Raw genomic sequence first — 11,732 nt, forward strand, 5'->3', positions numbered from 1 at the left:
AAAATTTCTCAGATGCGCCGTGTCAGTATTTTTGGGGCCACTGGCTCTATCGGGCAGAACACCCTCGATTTAATCGCGTGCGCCCCTGATGCCTATCGGGTTGTGGCACTTTCGGGCGGGGGCAATATTGAGCAATTGGCGCGGGATGCCATCGCACATCGTGCCGAAATTGCGGTGACCGCCTATGAAGATCGGCTTCCTGATCTGAAATCTGCACTTGCAGGAACGGGGGTTGAGGCCGCCGCAGGCGAGGCCGCGTTGATCGAGGCCGCATCGCGCCATGCCGATTGGGTCATGTCGGCCATTGTAGGTGCGGCGGGCATCGCGCCTGGATTTGCGGCGCTGGAACAAGGCGCAACGCTGGCCTTGGCAAATAAGGAAAGCTTGGTTGCGGCGGGGCAACTGCTTTTGGCAACGGCCGCATCCCATGGCGCGCGGATCTTGCCTGTAGACAGCGAGCATTCCGCCGTATTTCAAGCCCTTGTAGGTGAAGATATTGCCGAGGTTGAGCGCGTGATCATCACCGCGTCTGGCGGCGGTTTGCGGCATTGGCCGATTGAGAAATTGGCCCATGCAACCCCCGAAGATGCGGGGGCGCATCCGAATTGGGATATGGGGCAAAGGATTACAATCGACAGCGCATCAATGTTTAACAAGGCGCTGGAACTTATCGAAACGCGAGAATATTTTGGGATTTCGCCCGCGCAGATAGAGACCATCATTCATCCGCAATCCTTAATCCATGCTTTGGTGGGGTTTCGCGATGGTGCGTTGATGGCCCATCTTGGCCCGCCAGATATGCGCCATGCGATTGGCTATGCCTTATATTGGCCAAAGCGTCAGGATCTTCCTGTCGCGCGGCTTGATCTGGCGCAGATTGCGCAGCTGCAATTCGAGGCGCCAGATTTGGCGCGTTTTCCTGCCTTGCGCCTTGCCCGCGATGTGATGGAGATGCGCGGGGGGGCTGGGGCCGCGTTCAACGCCGCCAAGGAAGTGGCGCTTGACGCGTTTTTGGCGCGCGAGGTTGGATTTATGGACATGGCCGCGGTGGTTGAAGAGACGCTTGCCGCGCTTTCCAAGGAATTAACCCTCTCAAATCCGCTTGAAACCCTTGCAGATGTTCTCGCTATGAACCATCTCGCAAGGGTGCGGGCGCGGTCAGTGATTGCTGTGCGGATCAAAAAGACGTAAAATACAAGGCAAGTGATGGATTTCCTCCCCCAATTCGGCAGTTTTGCCTTTACCATGTTGGCCTTTATTGCGGCGATTTCAATCATCGTAGCGATCCATGAATATGGTCACTACATTGTCGGGCGATGGTCTGGCATCCGTGCGGATGTGTTTTCTATCGGGTTTGGGCCTGTGCTGCTCTCGCGCAAAGATCGGCGGGGCACGCAATGGCAAATCGCGGCTTTGCCGTTTGGTGGTTATGTCAAATTTGCAGGCGATGCGAATGCTGCCTCTGTTGGGGCGGATGCGGCGGTTACGCCTGCGCGCAATACTATGCATGGCGCGCCCCTTTGGGCCCGCGCGGCCACGGTTGTGGCAGGGCCGTTGTTCAATTTTATCCTTTCCATTGCGATTTTCGCAGGCGTGGTCTTGGTCTCGGGCCAAGCAACCGAGGAGCCCCTTGTTGGGGCGCCGCGCGACCTGCCGCCCGCCTATCAATCGCTTGAGGCGGGGGATCTGATCCTTGCGCTTGAGGGGCAGGAGATCGAAAGTTTTGCGGCGCTTTTGCAAATCGCCTCTGACCTGCCGCCTAGTCCACGTGTGAGCTATGAAGTGCTGCGCGATGATCGCGCTACTTTGGTCGAGGCCTCAGCGCCGCTGCCGCCTGTCGTTGATGGCGTTCAGCCGCAATCGGCGGCCATGGAGGCGGGCTTGAGCGAGGGCGATGTGATTTTGGCCGTGAATGGCGCGGATATCTGGAACTTTTCCCAACTCCGCGCGGCGGTTGATCAGGCCGAGGGTGCGCCGATTGATTTGACGCTTTGGCGGGCAAATGGCACCCAAGTGGGGCAGGAAATCGCTGTGACCCTGTCGCCACGGCGCACCGATTTGCCTGTCGCATCGGGTGGGTTTGAAACGCGTTACCTGATCGGCGTCACGGGGGGTATGCTCTTTGTGCCGCAAACCGAGGCCGTGGGGCCATTGGCCGCGCTCTCCTATGGGGTGTCGCAAACGGGGTTCATCATCACCTCATCGCTATCGGGGCTTTGGCATATGATCACGGGGGTGATTTCGACCTGTAATCTGCAAGGCCCAGTGGGAATTGCGGAAACCTCAGGTGCTGCAGCCGCGCAAGGGATTGCAAGCTTTATCTGGTTGATTGCGGTTCTCTCTACCGCGGTTGGTTTGATGAACCTTTTCCCGATCCCAATTCTGGATGGTGGGCATCTGATGCTTTACGCCTTTGAGGCCGTTGCAGGATGCAAACCGCCTGAAATGTTCATGCGTGTTTTTATGACGGTTGGGTTGACCCTGATCATGGGGTTGATGGTGTTCGCGGTACTCAATGATGTTCTGCTCTGCCCCTAAGGCGGGCCGCTGAATTCCCCTGAATTCGCCCCAATTCTGCCCAAGTGTTTTGGTATCCCCTGATATGTGTTTCACATATTCGGGGATCAAAGGCCGATGAAATTTTTACAGCGCCAATTGCCGCGTCTCAGCTATCTGTCGGCGAGTCTTGGGGATCGTATCCTTGGCCCCAGTATCGTTGTTTTGGCTTTGGGTTTTGCGGTGATGCTTGCACCGATTGTGCATAGCTAACACCAAGAGGCTGAAAAGGGCGTAATTTTCGCCCGTTTTTGCGCGCATTTTTTTGACATTGCCCCCTGCAATCGCTAGGGATGCTTTAGGATTTGCTAAAGCAAAAAAGGTGGGCGCAGAATGTCGCGTAAATCAAACAATCGCAAATATCGCAGCGGGCTGATGACAGCCTCGGTTTTGGCGATGGGGATGGCCCTTTCAGGGCTTGCGGTTGCGCAGGATGTTGCGCTGGACGCGATTGTCATTGACGGAAATATCCGCATCGAGGAGGCAACGATCCTCTCATATGCAGGCATCGCGCCCGGCGGCACAATCACAGCAGGCCAAGCCAATGATGCCTTGCGCCGCCTGCAGGATACAGGTCTGTTTGAAACAGTTGATCTGCGCCTAGAGGGCAACACGGTGTTTATCGAGTTGCAAGAATACCCTACGATCAACGAGATCAGCATCGAGGGAAATGATCTTCTTGATGATGATGCACTTTCAGCTTTGCTGACATCACAACCGCGCCGCGTCTACAGTCCCGCCATCGCCGAGGCCGATGCACAGGCCATCGTGGATGCCTATCGCCAGACAGGCCGCCTGAGTGCAACGGTGACCCCGCAGATCATCCGCCGCAGCGACAACCGCGTTGATCTGGCCTTTGAGATTACCGAAGGCCGCGTGGTGGAAACCGAAAGCATCACCTTTGTCGGCAACCGCGCCTTTTCAGACCGCCGTTTGCGCCGTGTTCTGCAATCCACCCAAGCGGGGTTTTTCCGCGCGATTATCAGCCGCGATACATTCGTGGCGGATCGACTGGCCTTTGATCAACAGCTTTTGACCGATTTCTATCGTGATCGCGGTTATGTTGATTTTGAAGTGCAATCTGTCACATCGGAACTTGCCCGTGCGCGGGACGGGTTCTTTGTGACCTTTAACATTGTTGAAGGACAAAGCTTTTCCTTCGGTGCATTAACCGCAAGCAGTGATTTGCCCGAAGTGAATGTCGAAGAATTCCAAGCCGCAATTGGCCTAGACGAGGGTGTAACCTATTCTCCGCGTCTGGTGGATCGCACGATTTCGCGGCTTGAAAATCTGGCGACTGAGCAGGGGTTGCGCTTCATCCGTGTTGAGCCGCGGATCACCCGAAATGACGAAGATCTCACCTTGGATGTGGAATTTGCCATTGTCCGCGGCCCGCGTGTTTTCGTAGAGCGGATTGATATTGAGGGCAATGCAACCACGCTTGACCGCGTTGTGCGGCGTCAATTCGATATGGTCGAAGGGGATCCGTTTGATCCACGCGAAATTCGCCAAGCGGCGGAACGGATCCGTGCGCTGAATTTCTTTTCAAATGTTGACGTGAATGCGCGCGAAGGCACTGGCAGCGATCAGGTGATCGTGGATGTGAATGTCGAAGAAACGCCAACAGGCACGCTTGGCTTCTCGGTCAATTATTCGACCGATGTTGGCACCGGGCTTGCGGTTCAGTTTAACGAACGCAATTGGCGCGGGCGGGGTCAGACCGTGGGTCTGTCCTTTGATACCACCTCTGGCTCGCGTTCCTTGCAGGCGAATTTCATCGAACCCGCCTATTTGCGCCGTGATTTGGAATTGGCTCTGTCGGTTTTCAGCAGTTCGACCGACCAACAAAATGCGACCTATAACACCAACGAAGTGGGTGTCAGCGGTGCGTTGGAATTCCCTGTCAGTGAATACGGACGTTTGCGCCCCTCTTTGCGGATTGCGCAGTCAGAATTGACCAATGTTCCGACCACATCATCGGATGTTCTGCGGCGCGAGGCGGGCAGCTATGACAGCAGTTCCATCGGTCTGCGCTATATTTACGACACACGCGGCGTGGGGCTTGACCCAACCTCGGGCGTATTGGTGCGCGCCAATGCCGAATTGGGGGGATTGGGTGATGATCAATTCCTGCGCACCACCGCGCTTGTGCAGGGGGAGACCACGGCCTTCCGTGAAGAGGTCTCGTTGCGTGCCGCATTCGAGCTTGGCTCGGTGAATATGCTTGATGGCAATAGCCGCGTTACGGATCGTTTCTTCCTCGGGTCGCGCCAAATACGTGGTTTTGATGCAGGCGGGATCGGGCCACGGGATCGCAATTCTGCGAACCAAGACGCGCTTGGCGGCAACCAATTCGCCGTTGCGCGCTTTGAGGCAGGCTTCCCTATCGGGGTGCCCGCCGAATATGGCATTTCAGGCGGCGTCTTTTATGACGTTGGCACGCTATGGGGCTTGGATGACGTCTTGGGCACGGGTGGAAACCTAGTTGACGATGACAGCTATCTGCGCAGCACGATTGGCTTCTCGATCTTCTGGGATACGCAAATCGGCCCGCTGCGGTTTAACTTTTCGCGGCCTGTCTCTAATGAATCCTATGACCGCACCCGCAACTTCGACTTTACGGTCGAGGCGCGGTTCTGATGCCTTTGCGCGCTTGGCTGCGCGTGGGGGGATGTGCCCTTGTGCTTGCCATCTATGGGGCAGGGGTGAGGGCGCAGGAAGTTACCGTTCAACCCCCGCAAGCACCCGCACAGGTGTTGCTGATTGATCAAGACCGCCTGTTTTCTGGCTCGGTCTTTGGTCAAGCGGTCGGGGGAGTGATTGATCGCGTGGGTCGTGATCTTTCGGCACAGAACCGTGAGATTGAAGATGTTCTGACCCAAGAAGAACAACGGTTAACCGAATTGCGCAGCAGCCTCAGCATCGAGGATTTCCGTCTGCGTGCTGCTGAATTTGACGCCCGTGTCGTTGAAATCCGCAGTGAGCAAGACGCGAAAAACCGCGCGCTTGGCGCCTATGCGGAAGCGGCGCGACAGCGGTTCCTTGAGATTATGGGGCCAATTCTTATTGATCTGGTGCAGCGCAGCGGGGCTGAGGTGCTGATGGATCGCCGCGCTGTGATCTTTGCCCGAGATGATATTGATATCACCGATGAGGCGATTGCCGCGATTGATGCGGCCTTGGCAGATCGCATTGATGAGATCCTTGCCGAGTTACCTGAACCTCAGCTTTGAAGCGTGGTTTTGAGGCGCCCGCGCAGCCCAAGGGGACCCCTGCGCTTCGCGGGCGCTGTTTTTTCAGCGTTCTGGCAACAGGCCACGCGGGCTGAAGCGTAAGACCAATAGCAGGATAAGACCCATGGTCAAAAGGCGCATATGCGCGGCGGCATCCATCAGGTGATCTTTCAGCCATCCTTCGGCCATGCCCGCCGTGATCCCCTGCAACAGCAACAGACCCAAAGGTTCGACCTGAATCCAGAACCACCAGATCAAGAAGCCGCCCAAGACCGCGCCGATATTGTTGCCTGATCCGCCCACAATCACCATCACCCAGATCAGGAAGGTAAATCGCAGCGGTTGATAGGTGCTTGGCACAAGTTGGCTGTCCAACGTGGTCATCATTGCGCCTGCAAGGCCACAAACGGCCGAGCCAAGGATGAAAATCTGCAAATGCCGCGCCGTGACATTTTTTCCCATCGCGGCGGCAGAAACTTCGTTGTCGCGAATGGCGCGGATCATCCGCCCCCAAGGCGAGTTGAGCGCGCGCTGTGTCAGCCAGATCAGGGCAATCAGAACGATTGAGAATAACACCGCATAGGACAGCTTGACCGTGATGGAGGAGGCTGTGACAGGGTCAGCGCCTAATCCTTGCATCGCGCTAACAAAGGCTTGGTTGGCTTGTAGGTCAACCTCGTAAGGCACAGGGCGGGGCAGGCCGATGACGTTTTTCACGCCGCGCGCCAACCAATCTTCGTTTTTCAGGATGTAGATAATGATCTCAGCCACACCCAAAGTGGCAATCGCCAGATAATCCGACCGCAGGCCAAGCGCAGTTTTCCCAATGATCCATGCGGCCCCTGCGGCAAGCAGCCCACCCAAAGGCCATGCCAGAATGATGGGCAAACCAAGGCCCCCGATATTGCCCGTCAAGGCAGGGTCAATGGCCTCCACCGTGGCCACGGCAGGGTCAAACACCGCGCGGAAGATGAAAAAGCCCGCGATTAACAAGCCCGCCATCGCAAGGCCGCGCAAGTTGTGACCTTTCATCTTGCCCCATAGCGCAATCGCGGCGGCAATGGTCGCACCGCCCATTAACAGGGCAAGCAAGATTTGCCACCCGCCTGTGGCCCCCCATGCCCCCTCAACAGGATCAGAGGCCACCAAAACAGCCGCCAAACCGCCAAGCGCGGTAAAGCCCATTACACCCACGTTAAAGAGGCCCGCATAGCCCCATTGGATATTCACACCAAGCGCCATGATGGCCGAGATAAGGCCCATGTTCAGAATAGACAGCGCGGTGTTCCATGATTGAACAAAGCCTGTGCCGATATAAAGCACAGCCACCAACGCAAAGAGAACTGCCGCCTTGCGATCCAGTGTCAGGTTCATACCGATTTTCCTTTCATGATCCCTGTGGGTTTAAACAGAAGCACGATCAGAAGGATCGTAAAGCTGACGGCAAATTTATAATCGGTCGATAGAAGCTGCAGCATTCCTTCGGGGCTCCAGCCTTCGGGGCCGATATATCCAACCACCTTACGGAAGGCATAGGTGACCGCGATTTCGGAATAGGCGATCAGGAAGCCCCCCAAAATTGCCCCCAGAGGGTTGCCAAGCCCGCCCACAATCGCTGCGGCAAATATGGGCAAGAGCAGTTGGAAATAGGTGAAGGGCTTAAAGCTTTTGTCGAGACCATAAAGCACGCCCGCCGTGGTCGCCAAAGCAGCCACAATTAACCACGTGATCATCACAACGCGCTCAGGGTTGATGCCTGAGAGCAGTGCCAAATCTTCGTTATCGGAAAACGCGCGCATGGATTTGCCCGTGCGGGTTTTGTTCAAGAACCAAAACAGGGCCACCACCGCCAAAATTGCCACGATCACCGTGATCGCTTGGGTCGAACGGATGGCAAGCCCTTCATCAAGGCCTGTCATGTCTTTGAAATCACGAGCAGAGATCAGGAACCTTGCCCCATCGGCGAAGTTTTGATCATCAACCCCGATGATAAAGCGCACGATCCCATTCATCACGAACATCACGCCAATTGAGGCAATCACAAAGATCACAGGCTTGGCTTTGGTTTGGCGATAAAAGTGATAGACCATCTTATCCGTGCCGACCACCAAGGCGGCTGTGGCAGCGATGCCAAGGGGCAGCGCGATGAGGGCGGTTGGCAAAGGCCCCGCCGTGACGCCTAAAGATTGCAGGCCCCATGTGGCCAGAATGGTGATCATCGTGCCAAAGGCCATTGTGTCACCATGCGCGAAATTGGAAAAGCGTAAGATGCCGTAAATCAACGTCACCCCAAGCGCACCAAGCGCCAATTGCGCGCCATAGGCGGTGGCAGGCACAATCACGAAATTCAACAAAGCGACAATTGCGTTTAGAAAATCCATTTCTCAACCCCCCAAGAAGGAGCGGCGCACATCCGCATCTGCCAAAAGCTCTTTGCCCGTGCCTGTATGGGCATTGCGCCCTTGCACCAAAACAAAGCCCTTATCCGCGATTTCCAATGCCTGACGCGCGTTTTGTTCGACCATCAAAATGGGGATGCCCGTGCGGGACACTTCGATGATGCGGTCAAATAACTCGTCCATAACAATGGGCGAGACACCTGCGGTTGGCTCATCCAACATCAACACTTTCGGCTTGGTCATCAGCGCACGCCCCACGGCCACTTGTTGACGCTGACCCCCCGATAATTCGCCCGCCGCTTGGCGGCGTTTGTCTTTTAGGATTGGAAAGAGGCTATAGACCTGTTCCATCGTGTCGCGGAAATCATCGCGGCGGATATAGGCACCCATCTCCAAATTTTCTTCGACTGTCATAGAGGTGAAGATGTTATTGGTTTGCGGCACAAACCCCATCCCGCGCACAACGCGATCTTGCGGCGAAAGTGCGGTGATATCATCCCCATCCAACACAACATGCCCCTCGCGCAGCGACAGCATGCCAAAGACCGCCTTCATGGCGGTCGATTTGCCCGCGCCATTAGGGCCCACAATGACGGCGATCTCGCCGCGCTCGACCGCGATGGTGCAGCTGTGCAGGATATCGGCCCCTTTGCCATATCCGCCCGTCATCGCCTCGCCAATCAAAAAGGGTGATGTCTCGCTCATGCCCCAATCTTGTCCTTATTTTTTAAACCTGTCCCAAGATAGGCCTCAATCACATCGTCATTGGCTTTGATCTCGTCCAATGTGCCTTCGGCCAAAACGCGCCCTTCGGCCATCACGATCACAGGGTCACAAAGCCGCCCGATGAAATCCATGTCATGCTCAATGACGCAGAATGTATATCCGCGCTCTTTGTTCAGGCGGATGATCGCATCGCCGATCGTGTTCAACAGCGTGCGGTTAACGCCTGCACCCACCTCGTCTAGAAACACGATTTTTGCATCCACCATCATCGTGCGGCCCAGTTCCAGCAGCTTTTTTTGGCCACCAGAAATCGCGCCTGCCGGATGATCTGCGAGATGGGAAATGGTTAGAAACTCCAACACCTCATCAGCCTTGGCTTTCAGCGCTCGCTCTTCTTCAGCAATGCGTTTGCGGCCAAACCATGTGTTCCACAGCGTTTCCCCCGATTGGCCGCTTGGCACCATCATCAGGTTCTCGCGGCAGCTCATGGATGAGAATTCATGCGCGATCTGAAATGTGCGCAGCAATCCCTTGCCAAATAGCTCGTGGGGCGGAAGGCCCGTAATATCCTCGCGATCCATAACAACGCGGCCAGATGTCGGGGACAAAACGCCCGCAATCACGTTAAACAGTGTGGTCTTTCCCGCGCCATTGGGGCCAACCAGACCCGTGATAGAGCCTGTTTCAATTGTCAGGCTTGCGCCATCCACGGCGTGAAAGCCGCCAAAATGTTTGTGCAGATTTTCGACAGTAATCATCGCTTGTCCCGCATCCTTTAAACGAAGCAGCCCGGAAATCACTCCGGGCTGCCCGTTGGTCTTGATTAGATCAACTTAGCGGAAACGTGCTGTTGTGACCTGGCCGCCAGAGATTTCGATCTCGCGATAGTTGCCCGCGGATTCACCTGGCTCGATCAATTCAACGGCAGAGGCACCAACATAGTCGATGTCTTCGCCCGCTGCGATCAATTCCAAGGCTTTGCCCAATTCACCAGGCAGGATTGGCGTGCCTGGGGCGTTTGCGATATCCATGATCTCGCCTGCGTAATCGGCAGGGTTGCTTGAGCCTGCGGCCTGCATGGCCAACATGATCAAGGCTGCTGCGTCATAGGATTCTTTCGCAAAAGGCTGAGTGCCATCGAACCCTGCTTCAGCGGCGAGGGTTTCGAAAATCGCTGCACCTTCGCTATCGGTGCCAGGGTGCTGGCCGAAGGAGCCATCAATCTCGCTGCCAAAGTTTTCAACGAGGGCAGAAGACACCATGCCGTCAGGGAAGACGAAAGTTTCAAATGCGCCAGAATCCAGTGCTGCGCGGATGATGCCCGAGCCGCCCTGATCCACATAGCCTGCAACGACCAATGCGTCACCGCCCGCAGCCGCCAAGGCGCCTACTTCTGCAGAGTAATCCGCACGGCCATCTTCATGCGCTGCAATGAGGGTTACAGTGCCGCCCGCCGCTTCGAATGCTGCGGCAAAGCTATCAGCCAAGCCTTGGCCGTAATCGTTGTTGGTATAGGTCACCGCAACGGATTTGATGCCGCGATCCATGATCACCTCGGTCATCACAACACCCTGACGCGCGTCAGATGGCGCGGTGCGGAAGAAGAGGCCATTGTCTTCAACGGTGGTCAGCGCAGGCGAAGTGGCGGATGGGGACACCATGACCATGCCGTTTGGCACGGCTACGTTTTGCAGCATTGCGTTGGTGACGCCCGAGCAATCCGCGCCGACAATCCCGCTGACGCCATCAGATGTGATGAGGCGTTCTGCAACAGCAGTTGCAGCGGCCGCGTCAATACAAGTGCTGTCGCCGCGCACGGAGACAACAGTCGCGCCGTTCAGGAAATTGCCGCTTGCGTTCACTTCGTTCATCGCCAATTCCGAGCCACCAGCCATGTCAGGCGCAAGCGATTCAAGCGGGCCTGTAAAGCCCACAACAGTGCCGATCTTTACCTCTTGTGCGGTTGCCATGGACGCAAGCGCCAAGGAGGCGGCCGAAGCCAGCAAAAGTTTTTTCATGAAGAACTCCCAAGTTGTTGTTATTACCCCAGATGGATAAGAATTAATGCCAGCTTACGGGGTTGGAAAGAGAAAACGACCCATAACGGCGGGGAATTGAACCGCATTTGTGCGGATTTGCGGATCATTCGCCTGTCGATAGAGGGAATTAAGCCAATTCGCCTTACATTTTTCTGCAAAATGCCCCGGTAGACGATTTTTTTCCCGCGGGCGGAAATTGGAAGATTCGCGGATAGCAGACGCGGGAGACGTGAAAATGACGGCAGATGCCCCTAAGACTGAAATGCCAAGGCCGAGCTCACCGATGGTGTTTGTGGATGCAGATGCCTGTCCCGTGCGCGAAGAGGCCATTCGCGTGGCGCTGCGCCACAAGATTGGAGTGCGCTTTGTGGCCAATCAATATTTGCGTCTGCCCAATCACCCGCTTTTGGCGATGCATCTGGTGGGGGACGGGTTTGATGCCGCTGATGATGCGATCATAGCCGGGCTTGAAGCGAATGATATTGTGGTCACTGGCGATATCCTTTTGGCGGAACGCGCGTTGAAATTAGGCGCGCAGGTGATTTCGCCCAAGGGGGATGCCTATACAATGGACACAATCGGCGCGCAGGTGGCAACACGCGCGCTGATGGCTGATTTGCGGGCTGGCCTGCCGCAGGAGGGCGCCCCTTCTGGCCCGCGCCCCTTTGCCAAGGCGGATCGTTCGCGGTTTCTTGAGCGGTTCGATCTGATGCTGCGCCGTGCAAAATAGCGGTCGAAATTTGCTTGGGCTTTCCTTCGTCCCTGCCTTAAGATAGGGG

11 protein-coding genes are annotated in these 11,732 nt (G+C 56.0%); 6 read left to right on the forward strand and 5 right to left on the reverse strand.

Annotation, left to right across the window (positions count from 1 at the left end):
* Positions 1-12 precede the first annotated feature (12 nt).
* The 5 genes from dxr (at position 13) to AAC636_RS06835 (ending at position 5,789) form a co-directional block, all read left to right on the forward strand.
* Positions 13-1,191, forward strand: a complete 1,179-nt coding sequence (dxr, locus tag AAC636_RS06815; protein ID WP_340300873.1) for a 1-deoxy-D-xylulose-5-phosphate reductoisomerase — start codon at positions 13-15, stop codon at positions 1,189-1,191.
* Between the two features lie 15 nt (positions 1,192-1,206).
* Positions 1,207-2,538, forward strand: a complete 1,332-nt coding sequence (gene rseP / locus AAC636_RS06820) for an RIP metalloprotease RseP (protein ID WP_340300874.1) — start codon at positions 1,207-1,209, stop codon at positions 2,536-2,538.
* Between the two features lie 96 nt (positions 2,539-2,634).
* The gene (locus tag AAC636_RS06825; RefSeq protein ID WP_340300875.1) at positions 2,635-2,769 is read left to right on the forward strand and encodes a hypothetical protein; all 135 of its coding nucleotides are present in this window, start codon (positions 2,635-2,637) and stop codon (positions 2,767-2,769) included.
* Between the two features lie 120 nt (positions 2,770-2,889).
* Positions 2,890-5,196 carry an outer membrane protein assembly factor BamA gene (bamA, locus tag AAC636_RS06830; RefSeq protein WP_340300876.1) on the forward strand — a complete coding sequence of 769 codons (2,307 nt, stop codon included), beginning with the start codon at positions 2,890-2,892 and terminating at the stop codon, positions 5,194-5,196.
* Positions 5,196-5,789 (forward strand): OmpH family outer membrane protein, encoded by a 594-nt coding sequence (locus tag AAC636_RS06835; RefSeq protein WP_340260734.1) that lies wholly within the window; start codon positions 5,196-5,198, stop codon positions 5,787-5,789. Before bamA ends, AAC636_RS06835 begins: the two co-directional genes overlap by 1 nt.
* Before the next feature lie 63 nt (positions 5,790-5,852).
* On the opposite strand, the gene AAC636_RS06840 is transcribed toward AAC636_RS06835, so the two are convergent.
* The 5 genes from AAC636_RS06840 to AAC636_RS06860 form a co-directional block, all read right to left on the reverse strand.
* Positions 5,853-7,163 carry a branched-chain amino acid ABC transporter permease gene (locus AAC636_RS06840; RefSeq protein ID WP_340300877.1) on the reverse strand — a complete coding sequence of 437 codons (1,311 nt, stop codon included), beginning with the start codon at positions 7,161-7,163 and terminating at the stop codon, positions 5,853-5,855.
* Complete coding sequence (locus AAC636_RS06845) at positions 7,160-8,170, reverse strand: branched-chain amino acid ABC transporter permease (protein WP_340260732.1); 1,011 nt, start codon at positions 8,168-8,170, stop codon at positions 7,160-7,162. Before AAC636_RS06845 ends, AAC636_RS06840 begins: the two co-directional genes overlap by 4 nt.
* A 3-nt stretch (positions 8,171-8,173) precedes the next feature.
* Entirely contained in the window at positions 8,174-8,893 is a 720-nt protein-coding gene (locus tag AAC636_RS06850) for an ABC transporter ATP-binding protein (protein WP_340300878.1), read from the reverse strand.
* Positions 8,890-9,672: an ABC transporter ATP-binding protein gene (locus AAC636_RS06855; protein WP_340300879.1), complete on the reverse strand. Its 783-nt coding sequence runs from the start codon at positions 9,670-9,672 to the stop codon at positions 8,890-8,892. Before AAC636_RS06855 ends, AAC636_RS06850 begins: the two co-directional genes overlap by 4 nt.
* A 75-nt stretch (positions 9,673-9,747) precedes the next feature.
* The gene (locus AAC636_RS06860) at positions 9,748-10,932 is read right to left on the reverse strand and encodes an ABC transporter substrate-binding protein (protein ID WP_340300880.1); all 1,185 of its coding nucleotides are present in this window, start codon (positions 10,930-10,932) and stop codon (positions 9,748-9,750) included.
* A 256-nt stretch (positions 10,933-11,188) separates the two neighbouring features.
* On the opposite strand from AAC636_RS06860, the gene AAC636_RS06865 reads away from it, so the two are divergent.
* A complete protein-coding gene (locus tag AAC636_RS06865) occupies positions 11,189-11,683 on the forward strand; it encodes a YaiI/YqxD family protein (RefSeq protein WP_340260729.1) in 495 nt (164 codons plus the stop codon).
* Positions 11,684-11,732 lie beyond the last annotated feature (49 nt).

Source organism: Roseobacter sp. HKCCD5988 (assembly GCF_037830355.1).
Taxonomy (GTDB): domain Bacteria; phylum Pseudomonadota; class Alphaproteobacteria; order Rhodobacterales; family Rhodobacteraceae; genus M30B80.

Excerpts from the sequence above, each read along its gene's own strand:
- dxr (WP_340300873.1), top strand. The coding sequence starts at position 13 with ATGCGCCGTGTCAGTATTTTTGGGGCCACTGGCTCTATCGGGCAGAAC.
- rseP (WP_340300874.1), top strand. The coding sequence starts at position 1,207 with ATGGATTTCCTCCCCCAATTCGGCAGTTTTGCCTTTACCATGTTGGCC.
- AAC636_RS06825 (WP_340300875.1), top strand. The coding sequence starts at position 2,635 with ATGAAATTTTTACAGCGCCAATTGCCGCGTCTCAGCTATCTGTCGGCG.
- bamA (WP_340300876.1), top strand. The coding sequence starts at position 2,890 with ATGTCGCGTAAATCAAACAATCGCAAATATCGCAGCGGGCTGATGACA.
- AAC636_RS06835 (WP_340260734.1), top strand. The coding sequence starts at position 5,196 with ATGCCTTTGCGCGCTTGGCTGCGCGTGGGGGGATGTGCCCTTGTGCTT.
- AAC636_RS06840 (WP_340300877.1), bottom strand. The coding sequence starts at position 7,163 with ATGAACCTGACACTGGATCGCAAGGCGGCAGTTCTCTTTGCGTTGGTG.
- AAC636_RS06845 (WP_340260732.1), bottom strand. The coding sequence starts at position 8,170 with ATGGATTTTCTAAACGCAATTGTCGCTTTGTTGAATTTCGTGATTGTG.
- AAC636_RS06850 (WP_340300878.1), bottom strand. The coding sequence starts at position 8,893 with ATGAGCGAGACATCACCCTTTTTGATTGGCGAGGCGATGACGGGCGGA.
- AAC636_RS06855 (WP_340300879.1), bottom strand. The coding sequence starts at position 9,672 with ATGATTACTGTCGAAAATCTGCACAAACATTTTGGCGGCTTTCACGCC.
- AAC636_RS06860 (WP_340300880.1), bottom strand. The coding sequence starts at position 10,932 with ATGAAAAAACTTTTGCTGGCTTCGGCCGCCTCCTTGGCGCTTGCGTCC.
- AAC636_RS06865 (WP_340260729.1), top strand. The coding sequence starts at position 11,189 with ATGACGGCAGATGCCCCTAAGACTGAAATGCCAAGGCCGAGCTCACCG.